The organism is Capnocytophaga bilenii (assembly GCF_017565765.1).
Taxonomy (GTDB): domain Bacteria; phylum Bacteroidota; class Bacteroidia; order Flavobacteriales; family Flavobacteriaceae; genus Capnocytophaga; species Capnocytophaga bilenii.
In genome coordinates this window covers 137,710-160,920 of the sequence record NZ_JAGDYP010000008.1, presented here as the reverse complement: position 1 = coordinate 160,920, position 23,211 = coordinate 137,710, and the positions used below count along the sequence as shown (strand labels likewise).

Annotated in this window: 18 protein-coding genes and 2 tRNA genes; 6 read left to right on the top strand and 14 right to left on the bottom strand. The window is 37.7% G+C overall.

Annotated elements, in window-relative coordinates:
* Window positions 1-170: 170 nt before the first annotated feature.
* The 4 genes from J4N46_RS10735 to J4N46_RS10720 all read right to left on the bottom strand — a co-directional run bounded on the left by J4N46_RS10735 (window position 171) and on the right by J4N46_RS10720 (window position 5,242).
* Window positions 171-1,124, bottom strand: a complete 954-nt coding sequence (locus tag J4N46_RS10735; RefSeq protein WP_208059286.1) for a transketolase family protein — start codon at window positions 1,122-1,124, stop codon at window positions 171-173.
* 64 nt (window positions 1,125-1,188) lie between these two features.
* A complete protein-coding gene (locus tag J4N46_RS10730; RefSeq protein WP_208059285.1) occupies window positions 1,189-1,881 on the bottom strand; it encodes an SMUG2 DNA glycosylase family protein in 693 nt (230 codons plus the stop codon).
* Entirely contained in the window at window positions 1,882-2,721 is an 840-nt protein-coding gene (prmA, locus tag J4N46_RS10725; RefSeq protein ID WP_208059284.1) for a 50S ribosomal protein L11 methyltransferase, read from the bottom strand.
* 142 nt (window positions 2,722-2,863) lie between these two features.
* Window positions 2,864-5,242, bottom strand: a complete 2,379-nt coding sequence (locus J4N46_RS10720) for a TonB-dependent receptor domain-containing protein (protein WP_009415566.1) — start codon at window positions 5,240-5,242, stop codon at window positions 2,864-2,866.
* A gap of 236 nt (window positions 5,243-5,478) precedes the next feature.
* On the opposite strand from J4N46_RS10720, the gene bioD reads away from it, so the two are divergent.
* The 4 genes from bioD (at window position 5,479) to J4N46_RS10700 (ending at window position 8,262) form a co-directional block, all read left to right on the top strand.
* A complete protein-coding gene (gene bioD, locus J4N46_RS10715) occupies window positions 5,479-6,102 on the top strand; it encodes a dethiobiotin synthase (protein WP_208059283.1) in 624 nt (207 codons plus the stop codon).
* 64 nt (window positions 6,103-6,166) lie between these two features.
* Entirely contained in the window at window positions 6,167-7,957 is a 1,791-nt protein-coding gene (gene argS / locus J4N46_RS10710) for an arginine--tRNA ligase (RefSeq protein WP_208059282.1), read from the top strand.
* Window positions 7,958-8,085: 128 nt separating this feature from the next.
* Window positions 8,086-8,158, top strand: a tRNA-Gly gene (locus tag J4N46_RS10705).
* An 18-nt stretch (window positions 8,159-8,176) separates the two neighbouring features.
* Window positions 8,177-8,262, top strand: a tRNA-Leu gene (locus J4N46_RS10700).
* A 1,167-nt stretch (window positions 8,263-9,429) separates the two neighbouring features.
* Here J4N46_RS10700 and J4N46_RS10695 read toward each other — a convergent pair.
* The 4 genes from J4N46_RS10695 to J4N46_RS10680 are packed head-to-tail and all read right to left on the bottom strand — an operon-like array spanning window position 9,430 to window position 12,381.
* Window positions 9,430-10,974: a hypothetical protein gene (locus J4N46_RS10695; protein WP_208059281.1), complete on the bottom strand. Its 1,545-nt coding sequence runs from the start codon at window positions 10,972-10,974 to the stop codon at window positions 9,430-9,432.
* Complete coding sequence (locus tag J4N46_RS10690; protein WP_208059280.1) at window positions 10,971-11,429, bottom strand: hypothetical protein; 459 nt, start codon at window positions 11,427-11,429, stop codon at window positions 10,971-10,973. The genes J4N46_RS10695 and J4N46_RS10690 overlap by 4 nt, the downstream gene beginning before the upstream one ends.
* Window positions 11,430-11,432: 3 nt before the next feature.
* Window positions 11,433-11,951 carry a hypothetical protein gene (locus J4N46_RS10685; RefSeq protein ID WP_208059279.1) on the bottom strand — a complete coding sequence of 173 codons (519 nt, stop codon included), beginning with the start codon at window positions 11,949-11,951 and terminating at the stop codon, window positions 11,433-11,435.
* Between the two features lie 28 nt (window positions 11,952-11,979).
* Window positions 11,980-12,381 (bottom strand): hypothetical protein, encoded by a 402-nt coding sequence (locus J4N46_RS10680; RefSeq protein WP_236013951.1) that lies wholly within the window; start codon window positions 12,379-12,381, stop codon window positions 11,980-11,982.
* A 159-nt stretch (window positions 12,382-12,540) separates the two neighbouring features.
* Here J4N46_RS10680 and J4N46_RS10675 point away from each other — a divergent pair, with 159 nt between their 5' ends.
* Entirely contained in the window at window positions 12,541-12,840 is a 300-nt protein-coding gene (locus J4N46_RS10675; protein ID WP_208059278.1) for a helix-turn-helix domain-containing protein, read from the top strand.
* Window positions 12,841-13,037: 197 nt separating this feature from the next.
* On the opposite strand, the gene J4N46_RS10670 is transcribed toward J4N46_RS10675, so the two are convergent.
* The 4 genes from J4N46_RS10670 to J4N46_RS10655 all read right to left on the bottom strand — a co-directional run bounded on the left by J4N46_RS10670 (window position 13,038) and on the right by J4N46_RS10655 (window position 16,299).
* A complete protein-coding gene (locus tag J4N46_RS10670; RefSeq protein WP_208059277.1) occupies window positions 13,038-13,313 on the bottom strand; it encodes a helix-turn-helix domain-containing protein in 276 nt (91 codons plus the stop codon).
* 130 nt (window positions 13,314-13,443) lie between these two features.
* Window positions 13,444-14,430 (bottom strand): hypothetical protein, encoded by a 987-nt coding sequence (locus J4N46_RS10665; protein ID WP_208059276.1) that lies wholly within the window; start codon window positions 14,428-14,430, stop codon window positions 13,444-13,446.
* A 31-nt stretch (window positions 14,431-14,461) separates the two neighbouring features.
* A complete protein-coding gene (locus J4N46_RS10660) occupies window positions 14,462-14,917 on the bottom strand; it encodes a hypothetical protein (RefSeq protein ID WP_208059275.1) in 456 nt (151 codons plus the stop codon).
* A 20-nt stretch (window positions 14,918-14,937) separates the two neighbouring features.
* A complete protein-coding gene (locus J4N46_RS10655; RefSeq protein WP_208059274.1) occupies window positions 14,938-16,299 on the bottom strand; it encodes a phage integrase SAM-like domain-containing protein in 1,362 nt (453 codons plus the stop codon).
* A 349-nt stretch (window positions 16,300-16,648) separates the two neighbouring features.
* Here J4N46_RS10655 and J4N46_RS10650 point away from each other — a divergent pair, with 349 nt between their 5' ends.
* On the top strand, window positions 16,649-17,815 hold the full coding sequence (locus J4N46_RS10650; protein WP_208059273.1) for a tyrosine-type recombinase/integrase: 1,167 nt from the start codon (window positions 16,649-16,651) through the stop codon (window positions 17,813-17,815).
* Between the two features lie 351 nt (window positions 17,816-18,166).
* Here the strand turns inward: J4N46_RS10650 and J4N46_RS10645 are convergent, their stop codons facing one another.
* Together J4N46_RS10645 and J4N46_RS10640 are read right to left on the bottom strand one after the other, a co-directional pair.
* On the bottom strand, window positions 18,167-18,370 hold the full coding sequence (locus J4N46_RS10645; RefSeq protein WP_208059272.1) for a glutamyl-tRNA amidotransferase: 204 nt from the start codon (window positions 18,368-18,370) through the stop codon (window positions 18,167-18,169).
* A 4-nt stretch (window positions 18,371-18,374) separates the two neighbouring features.
* A complete protein-coding gene (locus J4N46_RS10640; protein WP_208059271.1) occupies window positions 18,375-23,123 on the bottom strand; it encodes a zincin-like metallopeptidase domain-containing protein in 4,749 nt (1,582 codons plus the stop codon).
* Between the last annotated feature and the right edge of the window lie 88 nt (window positions 23,124-23,211).

Sequence of the window (23,211 nt, the reverse complement as noted above, 5' to 3'; positions counted from 1 at the left end):
TATTTTCTTACCTTTTACAAGCTGCTTAAGAATCCAAAATCTTGAATATTTTAGAAAATATAAAATAAAATCTTAAAAAAGAAGGCTGTCTTTAAAAGTTTAAACAAAACTTTTCGGACAGCCTCTTTTTTATATTATACAGTAATAATTTTCAACATGCTAATAACGTACTAGCCATTAGCCATCACCCTTTCTACAGCTTTTAAAATACCATTTTTGTCCAAGCCGTATTTTTGCATCAATTGTGCTGGAGTACCACTTTCTCCAAAAGTATCATTCACAGCTACAAACTCTTGACGTACAGGATAGTGCTGAGTGAGCACACGAGCGACACTTTCGCCCAAACCACCGTAGTAATTATGCTCTTCACAAGTAACAATAGCCTTAGTTTTTCGCACCGATTTCAAGATAATTTCCTCATCTAAAGGCTTGATAGTATGAATATTGATTACCTCTGCCGAAATGCCCTTTTGCTCCAATTCTTCGCAAGCCAATAGGGCTTCCCACACCAAATGTCCTGTAGCTACGATAGTTACATCACTACCTTCATTCAGTAAAAAACCTTTTCCTATCTCAAATGATTGGTCTTCGGGAGTAAAGTTAGCAACAGCAGGGCGACCAAATCGCAAGTATACAGGTCCCTGATAATCAGCGACAGCTATAGTAGCAGCTTTGGTTTGGTTGTAGTCGCAAGGGTTGATAACCACCATATTAGGCAACATTTTCATCAGTCCAATATCTTCTAATATTTGATGAGTAGCCCCATCTTCGCCCAAAGTAAGTCCTGCGTGTGAGGCACAAACTTTTACATTTTTATTCGAATAAGCAATTGATTGTCGTATTTGGTCATACACACGTCCTGTAGAGAAGGCAGCAAAAGTACCAGTAAAAGGTATTTTTCCACCGATAGTAAGTCCAGCAGCAATACCCATCATATTAGCTTCAGCAATACCCACTTGGAAAAAACGAGTAGGATTCTCCTCAATAAATTTTTCCATTTTCAGTGAGCCAATCAGGTCAGCACACAATGCCACCACATTAGGGTTTTTACGCCCCAGTTCTGCAAGCCCAGCCCCAAAACCACTACGGGTATCTTTCTTGCCCGTATCAGTATATTTTTTCATTGTATATTAGTGTTTTTCAAAAGTGTTTTCAATTCAATGGCAAAGATACTAAATAATCATCAAATTACAATATATCGCAAAAACTTTTTAAGAATTTATCTATATACAGTTGTTTTTCTTTTGATTTATATTGTTGTATATAACGCGGATGCTCCAAAACCACCATCTCATCAAATAAACCTACTTCTTTATTTAGCTTTTCAAGGAAAGTAGCATTTTTCTTTCCCAACACAAAAACCTTTTCGGTAAATACACCCATTGCTATATTTTTCTGTAAAATAGCACACATATAGCCTTTTATACTCTCAAAAAGAGCCATATCATCGTAATAATTAGCGTTTACCCACTTGTTAGGTGCTGTTTGTCGTATAATAGCCAGCGGAAAAGGCGAATTGATATAAAATTTATGGTAAAAAGAAGCAGTCCCTCCGTATTGCTGTATCATATCATACATAAAAACCGAAGAAACCTCGTGTGTATGAGCGTTTTGCATCACAATACCACAATCCGATGCCAAATGTTTTGTATCAGTAAAAGGTACTCCCGTAACCCCCGCTCCGTGCCTGCTGGGGTTGATACCAATAATAAAATAACGCTTGTGGTTGTCATTATAAAACTTTCGGTAAAAAAGCTCCATTACCCGTACAGCTTCAGGGTTATCCACATAAGGATTTAGCACCGCAAATCCTTCAGGAAGCGCATCTTCGTAATTTAGGTGAGTGTTAAAATCAATAATTTTATCAGCAAAAGTACCCATTTATTTTGTTTTTTTCAGCTTTACAGCCACCCAGTTGTTGCGTTCTATATTCTCAACAAACGATAAACCACACTCCTTAGCTTTTTCTACAATAGCAGGCATATCACTTTCGTAAAAACCACTGAGCAATAAAATGCCCTCATCAGCCAAAACATTGCTATACAAAGGTATATCCGAAAGGAGAATATTGCGGTTGATATTTGCAATAATAAAATCAAAATGATTGAATTGTGCGAGCGCACTTGCATCGCCCAAAAGCACTTGTATATGCTTACACGCATTGCGAGCTATATTTTCAGCAGAATTTTCCACACACCATTCGTCTATATCAATAGCCGTAACATCGGTAGCCCCTCGTTTTTCAGCCATAATAGCCAGCACACTCGTTCCGCATCCCATATCCAGCACTTTTTTATGGCTAAGGTCTTCTTTTAGCAAAAATTGCAGCATCATATATGTAGTTTCGTGGTGTCCTGTGCCGAAGCTCATTTTAGGGTCTATAATAATTTCGTAAGGAGTATTGGCAGCCTCGTGGAAGGTAGCCCGCACCGTACAAAGGTCGCCCACCGTAATTGGACTAAAATTCTTTTCCCATTCCTCGTTCCAATTTACCTGCTGTATAGTTTTATAGCTATAAGTAATGTGATAATCAGAGTTTTGCAGTAAGTATATATCATTTAGAATATCCTTATGCCAAAGAGGTTCTTGCACATAAGCCAATAGCCCCCTTTCGGTATCTACAAAACTTTCAAAGCCCACTTCGGCAAGTTCAGCCACCAATATTTCAGCAGCAGTTTCACTTGTCGGAGTAATAGTGAAATCGTATTCTACGTAGTTCATTTGTTTAAATTACTTTTTCTAATTTCTAATTTGCTGCAAAGATAATAATTTGCTTACAAAATTGAACTTTATTAGTAGTAAAAAATGTTAATCAAACTGACAAAATAACTGTAAACCTTTTTTAGGACGTAACAGATACAACCTAACTCCTGTCTTGTTCCTCTTGGTTACTAAACTCCTTTTGACGTACACGTACCTTATTATTGCCAAAATTATAACTCAACCCAAATTGGAATTGCCTGCTATCAAAATTAACGTGGTATATTTGCTTCATTTCTCCTGAATATCCTATCTTATAAGGGGTTGCATCATCAAAGATGTCTCTAATGGTAAGTGTAAGTTTCAGTTTATTATTAAGCAATGATGCTTTCAAGCCTGCATTTACAAAAGTGTAGGTATTTGTTTTATAGATAAGATTATTTTGCGGACTATTGCACACTGTCGTTAATTCTGCTCGCAAGGTTTTTGCTTTATTGAGCGTAAAACTATGTTGAGTGTAAAACTGAAAATTCCAACCGCTTACAAATTCTGTACCTACCGTATAAGCATCAAAACCATTGGAATACCTTCCATCGTAAGTGTACAAAGTTATCATATTAGTAGTATTCCACCAAGGTGTTATTTGCCATAAGAGGGTTTCTTTCCAACCATAGGTGTAATTTTTATAATAATTGCCTCTGAGTGTACGTTGTTCTTGTGTAAGAATATCGGCACGCCCATATTGTCCAGAACCATCTTCATCTAAGGAAAAGAAAAATTCACTTATGAACTTCCTTTTATAAATATGCTTCACCTCAAGCTTATTGCTAATTTCAGGGAGCAAATCAGGGTTTCCTTCTTCTGAGGCATAAGCGTTGATGTACATACGAAAGGGATTAAGTTCCCAAAAGGCAGGTCTTTCTAACCTTCTATTATAGCCAAAATTAAATTCATTATCCTCATTGGCTGCGTAATTAAAATATAGGGTAGGGAATAGCTGAGTATAATCTCGTTTATTGTGTTGTCCTGTAGCTTGCTGCGTACCCTCAGTAATAGTGCGCTCTAAGCGTAATCCTGCCTGCAATTGCCAACGCTCAGAAAGAGCCTTTTCAGCATTGATATATAGTGCTTGTATCGACTCTTTATAATCAAAAGCATTACTTGACATAGCCAAATAAGTAGGCGGTGTAGTGAGTAAATCATAGTATTTCAAGCTATTGAATGTTTTTGTGTATGCGTATTTTGCTCCGTATGACAGTTTAATCCACTGAAATGGATGCTCCATATCTACTTTTGCACTGTAATTATTAATATTGCGCTCACTGAGGTTCAGCGTATGGTATGAATTGATGCGATTACCTATTCTAAAAGAACTAAAATCCTTATCTGAGTTGGTGTTATAGGTAAAATAATCCGCTTCTACAATGAGTTTTCTTCCTAAAGTATCCAATTCTTGAATATAATGTAAGTTCATAGCGTGATTTGAATTGTTTTTATCCTCTACCCCTTTATTATTCATAGTTCCTAAAGGATAACTATTGTGGCTAATAGCAGTCACCCCCCAATCCTCTTCTTTATTTTTAAGGTAGTAGCCTGAATAAATGCCTCCTATGCTTGCTTTCTCTGTTAGCTCATAGTCTACCCCAAAACGCCCTGAAATATTATCGTTTTTTAATTTAGCTCTTTTGCGTTCTCTCCAGTTTTCTGTAGGATAAAACTGCTCAGAAGTAATTACAGCTCCTATATCTCCTACAGTTCCATTAAACGAAGCACTTAAGTTCCATTTACCCTGTTTAAAATTAAAGGTATTCCCTACACTCAGTAAGGCGTAGGTAGCTTGCGAGTAGCGCGCCCAGAGTTGGTCGTTCCACGAATCTGATAACTTCTTTTTTAGTACTATATTGACAAGTCCGCCCTTGCCCTCAGCATCATATTTAGCGGGTGGAGTGGTAATTACCTCTATACTTTTGATGTCGGTGGCGGAAAGACTGCTGAGGTAAGTTTGTAGTTCTGAACCGCTCATCTGCACAAGGCGGTCATTGATCATCACCCGCATAGTGCTTTTGCCGATGACGCTTATCTTGTCGTTATCCACTACCAATGAGGGGGTGGCTTTTAGGGCGTCGAGCATAGTGCCAGAGCTTGCCATCACTGAGTTCTCAACGTTAAACACCAGTCGGTCAGTTTTTTGCTCTAACACTTGCTTTTTGCCTGAAACTACTACTTCTTTGAGCTGCTGAGTGGTGTTTATTTCTATCTCACTCAAGTTAATGTCTTTATCTACTTTTATAAGCTTCCTCAGAAACACAATACCCAATTGCCTAAATTCAATAGTATAATCACCTTCTTGAGCATATATACTGAAAACGCCATTCACATCTGTAAGAGTGCTCTTTAAGGCAACGGAATTTGAGCTGTATAAAACTACTTCTACATTGTGTACAGGGTTTCCGTGTTGAACAGTTTTTCCTTTTATCATAAAATCATTTGAAAACCCTAAAAAAAAGCAATTTAATAAAATAGCTGTAAATATTTGTTTCATATACGCCTATTTAATTTTTACTGCAAAGATACAAAATAATGTTTAATGACCACAAATCCCATTGTATACTCTCACCGAAGGTTGAGCGAAGGATAAGCGAAGGATAAGCGAAGGTTGAGCGAAGGAAAGTCGGCGAGCTGGCACAGCCGAGTATGTGACGAAGGATAAAGCACCGAAAGAAAGTCGGCGAATTAATCATTATTTTGTATCTTTGCAGCCTAAAACTAACATTAACTATGAAAGACACTTATTTTGTAGTAGGTATTTCTACCGAAGTAGGAAAAACTATTGTTTCGGCTATTTTTACCGAAGCCTTTAATGCCGACTATTGGAAGCCTGTGCAATCAGGTGATTTACACAATTCTGACACCGACAAAGTGCGAAAACTGATTTCTAATCAGCACACTGTTTTCCACCCCAATAGCTACGCACTCAATACTCCCGCAAGTCCGCACCTATCGGCTGCCATAGATGGTATTCGTATAGACCTCGCCAATATCGTGCGCCCAAAAACCGATAACCATTTGGTAATAGAAGCTGCTGGCGGACTTTTTGTGCCGCTAAACGAAGACGATACAATGATTGACCTCCTTTTGCCTACCGATAAAATTGTATTAGTATCACGACACTATTTAGGCAGTATCAACCATACATTGCTTACCTACGAAGCACTGAAAAACAGAGGTTTAAATATACACGGTATAGTATTCAGTGGTACGCCAAATCCCTCAACCGAGTCATTTATACTACACAAAACCCAACTGCCTGTGCTACTACATATAGACGAAGAACCTTATTTTGATAAACAAGTAATAGCTGAATATGCCGAAAAATTAAGGGAAAATTCGCACAGCAGGTAATAATACTGCCAAAATAACAGATTAATTTATTATCTTTGCGCTTTCTTAGCTAAAAATTGAAAAGATGAAATTACAAGATACATTAAAAGAATATGCAGTAAAAGCTGTAGAAACACTATACGGAGTAACTTTAGAAAATGTTGAAATTCAGCTTACAAAAAAAGATTTTGTAGGTGATATGACCATTGTTATTTTTCCAATGTTACGACAAGTAAAAGGCAATCCACAGCAAATAGGGGAGGCAATAGGAGCCCATATAAAACAGAGCGCACCAAATTTAGTGTGCGATTTCAACGTAATAAAAGGATTTTTAAACCTTGTAATAGCCGATAGTTATTATATCAATTTTTTGAATGATATAAAAGATAATCCTCAGTATGGTTTGGCTGCTCCCAATAGCAAAGAGGCACTTTTGGTAGAATATTCATCACCCAATACCAATAAACCATTACATTTGGGGCACATACGCAATAACCTTTTGGGCTATTCAGTAGCCGAAATACTCAAAGCAGCTGGGCACAAGGTGTACAAAACCCAAATTATCAACGACCGAGGAATACATATCTGCAAATCGATGATTGCTTGGCAGCGTTTTGGCAACGGCGAAACACCCGAAAGTACAGGGCTAAAAGGCGATAAATTAGTAGGAAACTACTATGTAGCTTTTGATAAAGCTTATAAAACCGAAATAGAGCAATTGATAGCCGAAGGAAAAACCAAAGAAGAGGCTGAAAAGCAAGCTCCTATATTCCTTGAAGCTCAAGAATTGCTACGCAAATGGGAAGCTGGTGATGCCCAAGTATTAGCACTTTGGAAAAAGATGAATAGCTGGGTATATGATGGTTTTGGGGTTACATATAAGAATTTAGGCGTAGATTTTGACTCTAATTACTACGAGAGCAATACCTATTTATTAGGAAAAGACATCGTAGAGCAAGGCTTAGCTAAAGGCGTGTTCTTCAAAAAAGAAGATGGTTCTGTATGGTGCGACCTCACCGCTGATGGGCTTGATGAGAAATTAGTACTTCGTTCAGACGGTACATCAGTGTACATCACCCAAGATATGGGTACAGCTACCCAGCGCGTAAAAGACTATCCTGATGTAAAAGGAATGGTTTATACAGTTGGTAATGAGCAGGATTATCACTTCAAAGTATTGTTCCTTATCCTGAAAAAATTAGGTTATGATTGGGCAAGCAAGCTATATCACCTCAGCTACGGAATGGTAGACCTACCTAGCGGCAAGATGAAAAGTCGTGAAGGTACTGTAGTAGATGCCGATGATTTGATAAGTGAAATGCAACAAACTGCCAAAGAGATTTCGCAAGAACTTGGCAAGCTCGATGGCTATACTGAAGAGCAAAAAGAAGAATTGTATCGCACAATCGGCTTAGGAGCTTTGAAATACTATATACTAAAGGTAGATCCTAAAAAACGCATTTTATTTGACCCTAAAGAATCTATCGATTTTCAAGGAAATACAGGACCTTTTGTGCAATATACCTATGCTCGTATCAGGTCTATTTTGCGCAAGTACAATGAAGTAGCCATAGGCAAACCCCAAGTAACAAATTTGCCTACCGAATTACACGAAAAAGAAAAGACATTACTGAGGAGTATAGGTCAGTTTCCTGCAGTAGTACAAGATGCCGCCGATAATTACAGTCCTGCTTTAGTAGCTAATTATGTATATGATTTAGTAAAAGATTTCAATTCATTTTATCAAAATGTATCCATTTTGGGAGAACAAGACCCTGTAAAGTTAGATTTTAGGGTAGCTTTATGCAGAAAAATAAGCGAAATAATAGCAGAAGCATTTAAAATGTTAGGAATACAAGTTCCTGAAAGAATGTAAGTTACGATTTTTGATAAAAAAAATATGAAAAAAAGTTCGTAAAAAATTTGCAGGAAATAAAAAAAGTAGTACCTTTGCAACCGCAAATGAGGGATAAATCAGATGCAATTTTATTGAAGATACAAAAAGCGAAAATAGCTCAGTTGGTAGAGCGCAACCTTGCCAAGGTTGAGGTCGCGGGTTCGAACCCCGTTTTTCGCTCTTTTTTTATGTCTATAGGCTCGGATGGTGGAATCGGTAGACACGCTGGACTTAAAATCCAGTGGGCAGCAATGCCTGTGCGGGTTCAAGTCCCGCTCCGAGTACGACTTTTAAATACAACCTTTTGAAATTCAAAGGGTTGTATTTTTTTATAGGCTAATTTAGCCGACATTTAGCCGAAAACTTTCAAAAAACTATCTTTTTGGTTGCTGCTGTTAGCCCTTACCTTTTTCGTGGTGATACGAAAATGATATTTTGCCCTTCGTGGTTCGTGGTCGCCTTGTGTTATATTGTTTTTATTGTTTTACTTAATTCTAAATACTGTCATTTACTGAATATCTACTGAATTATTTCACCCCATTTTACCACATCATTACCACACTCTTTTTATAAAAGCGGATAATACCGCTTTTATGAAAATTACTAACACCTGCTGCATATCTACTGACAAAAGGCTAAAATGCCTACCAGCGGGGTATATTGAAAAACATTGAATGCTAATCACATCCAACTATATCAAAAGTTATAAAAAGCACCTTTTGTGTGGCCCTGATGTTAGTTCCTTGCTTTTGGCTGCTGTTAGGTTACAACTTACAACCTTTTGCCCTGATAGGTTGCAACCTTTTGAGGTGTGTTTATCATTTAGGAGGTTTCCAAAATTTTTTGGAAGCCTCTTTTTATAAAGGCGCATAAAATCAAAAAAACCATTTGCTTTAAGCACGGTTAAGCAAGTTTGCGCCTTGCTTATTTGCGTGGTTTATCGCAAATCACGCCTTTTTGGTTTCTAACTGATTGATTATAAGTAATATTTTAATTTGCTGGTAACTTGCTTAACACCACTTTGTCTGATGTTATATGCGCACACTACAACCAAAAGGCTAATTTGTGTCTAATATAATTCCCAAAATATCGTTTATAGGCTGCTGATTTTGCCTATTTACCCCCTTGTAAATGCAACCGCAACCAATTGTAAAACAATCAATAACAAGCATTTTATTTAAGTTATAAATGAAGCCTTGAAAAAGTCCAAAATACGGCTAAAAAAATACCCCTGCTCAAATCTGAACAAGGGTAAAAACATAAAACATAAAATATACAATGAAAATAAGTAGGTGAATTTTCGCTATTTTATTCTTTAAGGTGTAAGTGTATCACCAAACAGGTGAAAGTTAAAAATTGAGCCATTTCCGTTTGTTTTTGAGGGTTGTTACGTGCTTTTTAAGTTCTAACTTTTGACTGTGTAGGTGCAAATTTAATCGTTTTTTGAATGTTTATAAATCTAAAAATAACTGATTGTGTAAATCACTACCCTGCATTATAGCCCTTGTAAGGTAGGACTTGTTATAATATCTGTTGCGTACCTGCTTTGCTAATTGGTTTATTATATTGCTTTCAAAAACTGGGACTACACCCGTACGTGGTAATAACAAACTACAAAGCAATGAATATAAATGCCCGTCCGTCTCTTTTACTCGCCTAATCGTCTTTGTCTGTATGTAACGTGCCCCTGACTTCTCTAACTCTAAACTTATACCCGTTATAACACACTTGCGGGGGTAGTCTTTTGATAACGGTTTAAGGTCTGTTTTTTGAGGCAATTTTTTATCCAAATTTGCTACCTCGTTTTTACCCTCTTTTTGAGGTGTTTTTTCAGTAACTTTTAAGTCTGAATTTTCACCCTCTTTTTTTACCCCTTTTGGGTACGTTCTTACACTATACTTAAAGGGTAAGTTTATACCCTCTTTTTGGTTTTCAGAGGTATCGTGATAGGTCGGTAAGTTTATACCCTCTTTTTGGTTTTCAAGGGTATCCTGATAGGTCGGTAAGTTTATACCCTCTTTTTGGTTTTTAGGGGTACTTTTTGCCTCCTGATTTGTCCCCGTTGGTTGCGGTGCTGCTGGTAGTGTATAATCACCCGCTTTGCCCTCAATCGTGGCATTGTAGCCCGCTATCATTTGCCGTTGTATTTGCCCCTTATAGTTATCCGAACGCTTTTCAATTAGGCTGCTTAAACGGTCTCTTTCTTTATATCGTTGCTTATATGTTAGTCCCTCCCAAAAGGTTTTATTTTGGTACTCTAACACTTTGCGCTGCTTTGCCTCTGTTAGCCCCTCTGTGTTTATACTACCGTCATAATAAATCACCTCGTTAAACTCGTTATAAAGCAAATCAAATGCCTGCTTCAGGGTGGTTTCGTTAATATCAGCAAGGGTGCTAATGTTTATACCAGCCTCAATTAGTTTTTGCATTTTCATTACCTTAATTTCTACCCTTATCACCTCGTTAGGTAGTTCGTACTGCCTACCCTTGTTATAAAGTTTAATGTAATATTGAGCGTGCTCAAACTGAATGTAATTACCCCCATGCTTTATGGTAGGGCTGTAATCGTTGCGGTGATATAGTACCCCTTTGAGAAAATCAAAGGGTGCAAAGGTAACCACGTTATTAACACCTATTTCAATATTTTGCAAGGTGCAAATATGCGGGCTAATATCAAGCACCCCGCAAAGGTATGTAATCGTGTCCGTAATATCCTGCAAGGTGAATAAATCACCATTGTAGCCCTTGTGCTTATCTATTTGCTTTTGGGTAGCAATACCTTTGATAATGCTTCTGTACTTGTGCAAACTACCAGCAAGCACAAAGCCCGTGCCCGTTGGGGTGATAGTCATATTTTTGTACAAATACGCCTCTTTTACCTCGCCCGTGCCCGTGTCGGTAGTCTCAACCGCAACCGCAAACGTACCCGCCTCTTTCAGTTCTTTAAAGCGGGTATCGTTGCGGTAATTGATAAATGCCTTAAAATAATCAATCATAGCCCTAACTTCTTTTTTATGTACCCTATTTGCCTGCTAATAAAGTCGCTTACCTCGTTAGTGGGTGGGTAATAGTTAGGGTACTCAAAAATTACCATTCTACTGTTATCATACTTAAACACGAAAAACAAAAACGACACTTTGCGGGTGTATCCGTTTGCCTGCTTTTCTGATATATCACCATAATAAATTAGGCTATTATTGGTAGGGTATAGCCCCGTAATCGGGTCGCTCCATTTGCCACGTTTGCCATTATTTATTGAAGCCCCTTTATACCAAAAATAAACACCTTGCGACTTGTTAAAGTGCCTTTGTAGTGATATATTAGCACACTCTTTAATACGTGTCTTTGCCTCGTTACCACTTATCCAAAAACGCTCAAAATGCTTCACCTCTTTAAATTTGTCAGAGGTATCCAACTTGTTAAACGAATGTATTATAATTTCGTGTGCCATTGCTTATTGGTTTTTAAGATTATCGCATTCAGTGAAAAAAGTAGGGGTATCTATATCACCACAAAGAAAGTGATATACCAAATTAAAAAATTCGTCTGTCTCTGTTTTATCGTACTTACATAATATCACTTGCAGCCCCATAACGTGCCCAATCAGTGAATAATTAGGGAATAAATTGGGCTCTTCAAAAACTTTTGAAAAACGCTCGTTCCAATCCCAAATTTTAGTCACCATTGATAAAAATAGCACTTTGTCTGTGTATGATAGTTCAATGCCTTGCATTAGTGATTTTAGCACGGTATAATAAGGCGTGGTATCTAATAACTCGTGCCCTATATCGTGCAAAAAATTATTCAATTTGCCCGCTTTTGTTAGCCCGTCAATGATGTACAAGGGCACTGTAATATGATGCCCTGTAAGGTCGTAAAAGTCGCTGGTATCAGATACCACAACTGATAGGGGGTCTTCGTTTAGTTCTCTTTGTGCAAAGTCTTTGTGTTTGTACTTGTTGAAAATTCTCATCGTTTATTTATGTTTAAAGGTTATTGTATTAGTTTATTAGTCCAAAGTATTTTGCTTGTGAAGGCTCGCAAAGTGCTACGATTTTCTTTATACTTACCTTGTTTAAAGTCTCAAGTATTTTAAATAGTTTTTTTCGTAAGTCATTCCAAAAGCCCCAAGTATAGCCAGCAGTACTGCCCCCGTCTATATAGTCGTAACAAGTATTAAAAGCATTAATGTTACGTGCTACCTTTTCAATGCGTTCTTGTGATGCTTTTACCTTTTTGCCTTTGTGTTTTAGCCCGTTATCTCTGCGTATCTTTAACTCGTGCCACGCTGTCTTTAAACACTCGCTGAATGTAGGATACAACCAACGAAAGTCTTTATATAGTTCGTGTGCCCTTCTGAATATGTTACTTCTGATACCGTTTATTAATGATACTGATTTCATAGTTTTAAAATTATTGTTTTATTTTTACGGTGCAAAGATAAAACTATATTTTTATATACGCAAGTTTTTTGCAAATTATTTTTTTATTTTTTTTGATTAATATAAAAGTATAATTTTATTTTACTATCTTTGCACCCTAATAACTAATATTTAAAGGCTATGTTACGAATAAAAGAGATTGCAAAAGAAAAAGGTATTGCTTTAAATGATTTGGCTAATATGCTTGGCATAACATATCAAGCATTAAACGCTCGTATTACTGGTAATCCTTCATTAAAGGTGCTTATTGAGTTGGCAAACGTTCTTGATGTAGATGTAAGGGAATTAATCACCCCTACAAAAGAAAAAACTACCACCGCAACGCCTTTATATATCAAAAATGAAGTAGGCGATTTCGTGGAGTGCGGGGCGTTGTACTTACAACCTCAATGCACCTCGCCTGAAAGCCTTCAGGAGTAGGCTGCCAGGGATATGTATCACTACCACATCGGCAATATTTTTTGCCAACCTATTAACACCCCTACCCAAATACGGGTAGGGTGTTTTTTTTGCTATTCAAAAAAATATTCTTACCTTTGCCACGTGTGAATTTACACACCACAATTTTTAAAAACACATACAAGGGGGCTACGTGCCCCTTTGTGTGTTTTTAGCCACTATTTTAGCCGTATTAAAGCACTATCCACCTCGTGCCGTTTGTAGTATATACGTGCTCCTATACCATAAGCCTTCAACTTACCTTGCTTTGTCCAATGATGTAAAGTACTCATATTGATATTAAGCATTTTTTGCACCTCCTTACGTGTTAGGTACTCGATAGGCTCTTTTGGCTGAAACTCCTTTTTTAGTTCTTTGAGTTCCTCCTTCACCCCCTCCAATATCATTGCCTGCAATTGCGCTGGGGTAGTTTGAATAAATTGTACTGCTTCCATTTTTCTAACGATTGTTTTTATTTGTTTGCGCTGCAAAGGTCTGAGTAACGGCAAAAAAAATACGGACACATATCCACGTATGTATCCGTATACTAAACACCTCAAAAAGTAAGTGTTATTTAATTACAAACTATTTTAATAGATAGGTTTTATATTCTTTTTTACTTTCCTGTAGTATCTGTTTCAATGTTCCTGAGGTTATTATTTTTAGTATTTTATCAATAAATAAATTTTGTTTCGTTAAGTTTCTTTGCTTCATTGCTCCTAGTGTTTTTATATGCAGTTTCATAGCATTACCCAAACTCTCAAATAAATGCTTATCCGTTTTTTTGGGTGTCTCAGTGTAACCACCCTCCCTCAAAGCCTTAAATAATTCAAAAAACTCATTCTCCGAGCCTTCCCAAGTAACACCGCTATTAATTCCCTCAAAAGTAGCCTTTAAAATAGGTAATAGTTCTGTATCATTATCTACATTATACTCTACCTTACCAAGTACTTTTAATGTCCTGAATAACTCTAACAAATCACTTTCGTTGCCTTTCCAAGTAACCTTTTCAATCTTAGTGCTTGTGCTTATACTTGTAGGTATTATGATTTTAGTTTCCAGTGTTGGCATTTCTGTTTTTCCATATAGTTCGCTTATTTTTTTATCTATCATTGAAATAAACGTTTCAGCCGCTTCAAAGTTCATTGTTCCCAATTTGTCTTTTATTTGTGATATAGCAATAAATTCATCTTCTGGCTTTATAAAGTAACTTAACATATTATCTAACAATAATTTCAAATCAAAATAGTGTTCTCTGTCTTTTAGTTCCTTGTGTGTAGACAATAATATATAAAAATCTTTTTCCTCAAGATAGTTGTTAATTGTCTCATTTGTTGATACCCAAAAAAGAATATCAAATTCTTTTTTAACTACTTCTGTATTATTTGTTAAATAATCAATGATTTCGTAGTGAAATTTTATTATATAATATTCTAAGTATCTACACAAAGAATCTCTTAAAGCGATTAGTAAATCTTTTTCATATCCATCGGAATATGTCTTTATCACTCTTAAATATTCATATTTTCCTCTTGCTTTTTCTAAATCACGATAAAAATCTTTTTCATTCATACTACACAATTTTTAAAAACATTATTCAATATCATTCAGTGCTTTCTTCCCATACAATCTTAACTTCTGAAACACTAAAATCACCCTTAACCTCCTGCTTTGTGGGGGCATTCCACCCCTCCAACCTCGCAAGGGTATCAATCGCCCGCAACTGGTCGCTAAAGGTAGGATATACCCTGCCCCCGTCCGTATCGTACGGCTTGCCCCTTGCAATATCAGCAAGTAACCGCAACGTTTCCACACGGCTAATAATATCACTTTTAGCCTCCTGAACGCCCCGTTCTACCTCCTCATTTTGCAAAGCCTCATTAATAGTCCTTTGCCACTCCTGTAACCTCTTTTGCACCTGTTTCCAATCACGTACAAAAGTCCTTTCAGAGCGTTTAAATTTGTCAGAATAAGCCACTAACAAATCATTATAACCTCTTAAAGGGCTTTTTTTCAGTTCTTTAAACAACCACTCCTTCCGTATATCATTTGCTTTCATATCGTTGTATTTTTACATTATTACTTAATACCTTGTACCCGTAGAGGCTGTAAAGTAGGTACTGCTGCCAAGTCCTGCAACCTCTTAGCCGTTTGCGTTATATAGTCCGTTGCGGTTTTACCTATGTATGCCAAAAAAGTACTTTCCTTTGTATGCCCCGTCATTTGCATAATATAAGCCGTTTCCAATTTGCCATATAAATTCGTGGCAAACGAACGCCTACACGTGTGCGAACTTACCAACTGCCACTTCTCAAACACCCCCTTAATCGTTCTTTTCACCCCATTACTCAAATATTTACCCCTTTCGTCCTGCTCTATGATATTACCCCCACTATCTACCATACACACTTTTGAATGCTCAATAAGTTCCTTTATACCCGCTAATTTACATACCTGCTTTATATACTTATCTAATTTTTGAACGGATATTTTGTAAGGCAGCCCGCTGTCCCTTATCGTATTTATATCCTGAAGTACCCCAATAATTGGAATATATACCACCTTGCCCGTCTTTTGCTGTTTCAGTTGTAAGCATTCCACCCCGTCAATGCGCCGTACAAAATTACTTTCTGTAATATCCAATAAGTCTCCTCCTCTTTGCCCTGTTAAGCACCCCAAAAGCAACCACTTACGAGCGTTATTCAAACTTTCATTTTCAATTATACACGCCTGCACACGTTCTAAGTCCAATGTATTAAGATAAATAGGCATTTCTTTGTTAGCCATTCCTTTGCCTATTTTAGGCAGTTGCGGGCTTGTATCAATGCCCAACGTTTGCGCCTCATTACATACTGCTTTCAGGTTATCAATGATTTTTAAGGCATAACTATCTTTATACCCTCTTTTATTCATTAGCCAGTTTACAAATTGCTTTTCAAAAGGCATATTAATATCCCTCGCCCTATAGTATTTGCGGGTATGTTTTTGGTAATCTATAAAGATATTTTTAAGCGTGTGATATGCTTTTACACGGCTAACAGATAACCCCAAAGTACCCCGTCCGTTTTTACGAGTAGCAGCATTTGTTATTATATAGTCTATTAGTTCAATGATTAGGTCGCTTTGCTTCGTTGCGGTATCTGTTATTCGTTTGAAGTGTATATCCACTTTGTCTTTTAACCATTGTGTATTAATCACCTCGCCCCGTTGGTCAGATAGGTTTACACATTTTTCAATGAATTGTCGCAAGTCGTTCAGGTCTGTTGCTATATTTTTATGCTCTATTGCAGTAGTCTTTGGCAGTTGCTTTGCCACGCTCCACGCTTTAGGGTCTATAAATAGCCCCGTTTTACATTTGTAGTCTTTTTCTCTACTAATGATTAAACGCACGTATATAGGAGCATTATCATTTTTACTTTGAAGGATGAATTTTATAACCATATTACAACCACTATTTTTAAAAACACTGCAAAGATAAAAATAAAAAAATATACCTCCAAAAAGTTAGCCGACATTTAGCCGAAAATTAGCCGAAAATATGCAATTTCATACAATATCATACAATCATTACGCACTACTAAACAACTGTTTAAATGTTTGTTTTTCATATAGTTAAACACTAAAAATTAGATACTTACGGAAGCCTTGAAAATACGTGTTTCAAGTCCCGCTCCGAGTACAATGTAACTGATTGTAAATTAATAATCTACGCCTAATTTACTGAAAAGTGTGGGGCAAATTTAGGGCATACTCTTATAATGAAAAAAAAGAGTATGCCCTAAATAAAAAAATGCCTAATAACGAAAAATCTACTTCTAAACGTATCATATACGTTGATTACAAACCCGCTGAATTACAAAAAGGAAAAAATAACGAGTGGCGCGTGGTATTTTATGCTAAAGTGCCTGCAAAAAATGAGTTCAAACGTTTCCGCAAGCGTGTTCCTCCAATATCATCTACAAGAGAAAGAGAAAAGTATGCTAAGAAGATGATTGCTACTATAAACCAAAAGTTAGATAGTGGGTGGTCGCCTTTCTATGAAGATACAAATGTAAAATACAAATCGTTGGACTATTGCGCTGACTTGTTTATAAAAATGCAGGAAAAAGAAATTGCTGACGGAGTTAAACGCCCTGACACGGTACGCTCTTACAAGTCTTTCTTGGCTGGCTTCAAAAAATATATTACTGATAAAAAACTACCAATTAAGTTCCTTATAGAATTAGATACATATACTATACAGAACTTTTTAGACTATATCTATATTGAGAAAAACAATACTCCACGTACATACAACAATTATTTGCGTTTTCTAAATACTTTCTTTATTTGGTGTAAAACTAAAAACTTTATAAATACAAATCCTGCAGAAAGTATAAGAGCTAAAGCTAAAACACAAAAAAAACGAGAAGTACTCACTCCTACAGCTAAAGAGAAGGTTAAATTGCTTCGGGAAACTAATTTCCACTATTACGTATTATGTATGCTGACTTACTACTGCTTTATTAGGCGTACCGAGATTACTAAACTAAAGGTAAGTGATGTACATCTACGCCAGGGATATATTCTTATTGACGGTGAAAATTCTAAGAACCGAAAAACCGAAAGTGTAACTATCCCAGACGCTTTTTTGCCCGACCTTGCACTGCACCTAAGTAAAGCTAACAATAGCGATTACCTCTTTAGCCAAAATAACTATAAAGCTGGGAGTAAGCCTATTCCTCCTAAAAAAATATCTGATGAGTGGGCTAAATTTCGTAATGCTAATAAGTTGGATAGTAAGTTCCAATTTTATTCATTGAAAGATACAGGTATTACTGACCTGCTAAATACAGGTATTCCTGCTATAAAGGTAAGAGACCAAGCAAGACACCACGATTTGAAGATAACCGAGAGCTATACCGCCCGTAATAAGTTTGCCGATGATATGGTTAAAAATGCTTCATTTGCTTTTTAGTACTGATTAGAGCACTCCGAGTTGTTGAAAAAACGTACAACCTTTACAACCTTACAACTTTTTATTTTTAGCATTCTGATTTTCAGTATGTTGTGTTTCTTTCATAAAGAGAGAATGTTTGCAACCTACGAAAAAAGGTTGCAACTTTCAGATGAAAAAGTTTGCAACCTTATAAAAAAAGCTCCAACCTTACGGGGCTGGAGCTTGCATTACTTGCGGCGACTTTTCTTTACCGATTTTGGTTTTTGAGCAAGTCGTACAGTAATGGTTACCGGTACGGTTACTTTGCGGGTAGTGCGTGAAGCACTGCTTTTTTTCTTGGTTGCCATAAATTGAATAATTATTAAGTTACTAAAATTGTTTTACTATATAGCTAAAAATATAAGGTATTACTTTATGCGTGTTTTTGTTTTTGCTTATGTTTTTACCTTGTTTTTTGGTGCTATATTCGGTGATGTGCTCTTCGGTAAATAGGTGCTCGTGATACACTGGGAAGCCTAATATATCTACACCTACCTGATAAGAAACTACATTGGTTACTACTGTTGTACTCATATTTCTAATAAACGATTTCATAGGTATTGTTACTTGCTTCCTTGATACCGCTAAGGGTGTCTTCGGTAGGGAGCATTTGCTGATAATAGGTGCTATAACGCAGCTGGGTGGCTGGCAGGGCATTGTAGCGGTTTTTCTTGGGGTAGATATAATTCTCTCTGTAATCGGGTGATACGTGGGTAAGGAGTATTATATCGCCGTCAAATTCTGACTCGCTGCCTCCGCGCATTTTGCCCTCGCCAGTAAGCTGGTATATAAGCAAAAATAATTTGCTGTTGTACTTTTTGCGCAAATCTCGGTCTAACATAAAGCGTGAGTCTAACTCTCGTAGCTTGGCAAAGCTGTCGATTACAATTACTTCGTTGCGCTGTATGAGTTCGTCAAGCTGTTGTAGGTTTTTGATTTCGGGGGCTTCTACATTTGCCATGGCGGTAGGGTCTAAATACTGCTTTACTTTGTCGTAATAGAGTTTGCTATCGGGGTGCTCTTCAAGGCTGGCATGCCCTACTTTGTAGTTTTGTGCCAGGGCGTTGATAAACTGAAAGGCAAAGCGTGTTTTTCCGCTGCCTGCGCCTCCTCCTATGGTTATTACGGTACTTTCACTTTCTTTTAGTTCTACATCGCCTAAAAAGCGTTGCATTTGTGGGTTGGCGATAACAAAGGTTTCCCAGTTGCGCGTTTGCAAGGCTGCCATTTTGGCTGCCAAATTTGGTGTATTGGGTAGATTTAAAGAATTAGGCACGGTTTTTGCAGTGGTATTAGCAGAAAGTGTTTCATTTTGCCCGTCTTGCAAGGTGCCTACTGGGTCTTGTGCAAAATGAGACACTTTTTTATTTTTGCCTACTTCTACATTTTTGAGTTCAGTTCTTCTGTCTTTATATACTACCAACGAAATACGTACGTGACGTTTTTTATTGTCTATGGTTATTTTGCTTTTGAAATTAAGATACCCTAAAACATCTTTACCGTCTGATTGTTTTCTATTACCCCAATTGTTATAGGTTGAGTTTTTGATGAGTGTTTTAAGGTGTGCTATTACAGCTGCTTTGGCACTATACATAGCTTCTCCGTAGGCTATTTTGCGTCCTGCTGTATTGATAAAAACAACTTCTTTTAAATACTTTTCAATAGTCTCACTTTTGCCTTTTAGATATAAATTGTAATATTTCATTGTAAAAGTACGCAATTCGCTTACTTTCATTTTTTTAAATCTTTGTGTATCGGTTTCGGGGTATTTGCCGAATAATGCCATTTGCCCTGTGGGCTTTATGTAGTTCTTTTTATTTTGATATACTTCAAATAGTTTTTTCTGATAGTATTGTATTTGGGTGTTGTACTCGGCAATTTTATTGTCGGCGATTTGCTTTATTGCTAAATAATCGGGGGCAGTGGGTTTTATATACTGTGGATTATTAGGGTTTATAAATCTGTCTTTGATGTCGGTTATATTGCCTTGTAGTTTATTGATGTTGCTTTTTAGTTCTTCTACTTCTTCATCGTATTGTTTTTCTCCCTCTGACTGGTATTTGATACGTGCCAAATTTAGCGGCTCGGTAGGCTCAAAGGGGTTGTAGCAAGCGCGTACGTATTCAAGGAATTTGGCTTTATTGGTAGTGCGCTTGCTGGCTTCCTTATTGGTAAGGAAGTCGAACATTTCTTTTTCGTGTGCGTCTGTTAGTTCAGGGGCATTGCGGCGTGCTTGTCCTATCCAATCGGCTATGCGCTCGGCTTCGTTTTTGTCGGCTTTGCTTTGTGTTTGGCTGAATTGTACGAGGGTGCTCATCGTTGCACCTTTGGAATTGAGCCACGATAAATTGAGTATATAAGAGCGGTTTTTGCCTTCAAGGGCTGCTTTTTCGTTGATATCTTTTTCAGAATAGCCTTCTTCTCGGTACTTGCGATAGATAGCGGCACGCTCGTAGGGCTCTTCAAGGGTACGGTTGGCGTTGCTTATCTCTTTGGCGTAGCGTATGGCATCGGCTTCGGAGGGATAGTCTTCATTAGCGTACTTTACGGGTACGGTTTTATGTTTGAGGCGTTTGAGTGCCTCAAAGCGGTGATGTCCTGCCAAAACGAAGGTTTTGTCTTGCTTTTTGTCGTACCATACTACTAAGGGGTCGAGGTCGGTTGGTTTGAAGTTCTGTACGATGTTATTAACGATTTCTTCGTTTAGCTTTTTGCGGTTTTGAAAGCGTTTTTCATCGGTGTATAGGTCGCTTAGGGGTATGGTTTTAACGCCCGTGTATTGAGCGGCACGAGGGGCTTTTTTGGTAGGCTGGGGAGCTGTGGGAGGAGTGGGGCTCTTGGGCTCTTCTTTCTTTTTTGGTTTTTCGTATTGAGATAGGAAAGCGGGCTGACCGTTGGCGTCTAAATTTAGGATATGGTCGGTGGCTTTTTGCGCTGCTGCTGCGGCTCGCATTATAAATTTGCTATCATTTTCGGCTTCTTTTATGGCGTTGTTCCAACTTTTTAGGTAGGCAGCGTGGTTTTTATTGTTGTACCATAAAATACCTGCCCACGCACTAAGGAATACGGCTCCAAATTCGGCTACTAACTCTTCTTTGGCATAACCAGTATCACCAAATCTAAACGAAATCTTTTCGCGATTTAGGCGGTTTTCGTGGCGTGTAGAGTGTGTAAGCTCGTGGAAAAGGGTACGATAATAGTCATTAACGCTATCGAATTGCTCGACTTTTGGCATTCTTACCAAATCTTGAATTCTCTCATAATACGCTTTATTGCCTCCGTGCTTAATAGCGGGAGGGTTGGGGTAGTTTTCTACTATGAGTTGTGCGGCTTCGTTTTCAGAAGCGCTATCGGGTACGGCACGCCCTATTTTTACTTCTTGTAGTTTGAAATCGATACCTTCTACATCTTTTCCGTTGAACACTCGATAATAGCGCAATAAGGGTACTCGTTTTACTACGCTATCGGGTAAGTTGTATTTTTGTAGATGGGCTATTACATCGGCTACTTCAGTGGTTTTAAAAGCTTTGCGGTTGGGTGCAGCGGGTACGCTGTAGATAAATGTGTAATAGATTACTTCGTAGCCTTTTGAGCCTTTTTTGAGTTTACCTCCGTGTTTTTTGATTTGTTTGAATGTTAGGAAGTAGGGGTTGCTGCCTATTATACCTATATTTTCTTCTAATAATAGACGGTTTACGCCTCGATATGGTTTTTTGCTGTCGTAATTGAGGGGTATAAAAAACTGATCGTCTTTCCAAGCTCGTTTATAGTCGGAAATTTTGGCGTTTTTGAACATACTGATAACTTTGTCGGTTACCATTTTGTAGATGTCGGCAGCGGGCACGGGTTTGCCAAGCCCTTGTGGTTCATCATCGGGGGCTTCGGGTAGGTAGTCGATACCTGCAGCGGCGAGAAAGGTTATTTCGTCATCTTGAGAGGGTACAGATAATGCTGTACGCAATTTTAGTATACCTGTTTTTATGAGGTATTGATTTACTGCATATTTGGCATTTTCGGTAAGGGTACGTTGCCACGCTTTGGCTGTAGGAGCCCATTTAAAAGCGTGGGCTTTGAGGGCTTCGCGTACTTCTTTACTTGGAATGCCGTCAAAGAATATTTGTAAGCGTTGTGCCTCGCCGTTATATACTATTTTTCCACCCTCAATAAGTGTTTCATCTGTGCCTTTGGCTTGATTTTTTTCGAGGGTTGCAATACGGTTTTCTACTTCTTTTATATCTCTATTTAGGTATGGCATTGTAAACCAGCTGTACATATCTTTTTCAGTTGGTTTCCCACCTTTGTCTATATGGTTTATTATTTGTTCTGTTGTTTCGCTGTCAATATTGTACTGTTTAAATACTGAAATATCTTTGTTTTTTTGATACTCTTTAGCTGCTACAACGCCGTTTTTTAACATTGTTTTTCTGTCTTGTAACATTTTTAGCTTCTGCTGTAGCTTTGTTGTCGCGTTGTTATCTGTACTCTTGATAACATCCCCCTCTTCATATTGGTCTACGGGGGTGTTTTTAGCTACTTTAGCTAATCTTTCTTCTAATTTTTTTTGTAGTTCTATGTGTTTTTCTAATCTTTCGTGTTCACTACGCATTAGTTTTTCGTTGTTTGCTATTTTTCGTTCGCTTATATTACCTCCTCCTGTAATAGCAGTGCTAAATGTTCGAGCACGAATACCTACCATTTCGAGGTAGTTTTTTAAAATATAACTATAGCCTTTGTCAAATGTAGCGTTATAGGATTCGAGTGCGCCTGTTTGTTTTGCTTGTTCCAAGTGGCTATTATAGAGTTCAGCAATGATATTGGCATAACTTTCTTGTTCGCGTTTAGCACGCCCTTTTGGGTCAAATGATAACCAGTGTAAAGAACGTTCGAGCTTGTTGATATCTAAATCTTTCGCAAATTTTTCGGCAGTGTAAGGTATAAGTTGTTTACCCTCTACAGCCATAGTAGCTGTGGGGGTATCAGGAGTTTTTTTTGCTTTTGGAGTTACTTTTACGACTTGCCCATTAGAGAATTTCCAGCCTTTTTTGAGGCGTCCGCAGTTGTCAAGGGCTTCTTTATAATCGCCGGTGTGTTGTGCGCCTGAAAGTCCTTGTGTTTCGGGGTATTGGCGTATGTTGATGACAAATGAGTTGGTGCTGGGGTGCGCGTTGAGTATGCGTGATAATCGGTATATCACGGCTGTATTTTGCTGCTCTTTGGCTGCTTGTATCACGGCTTCTATTTCGGTGCGTGTTACGGTGCGGTTATGTAATGCTAAAAATTCTTTCATTGTGTGGTGTCTGTTTATTCGCTTATCCTTCGCTCAAGGTTCGCTTTGTATTATTGCCACTGGGGGCAGGTTTTGCTGTTTTGGCGTG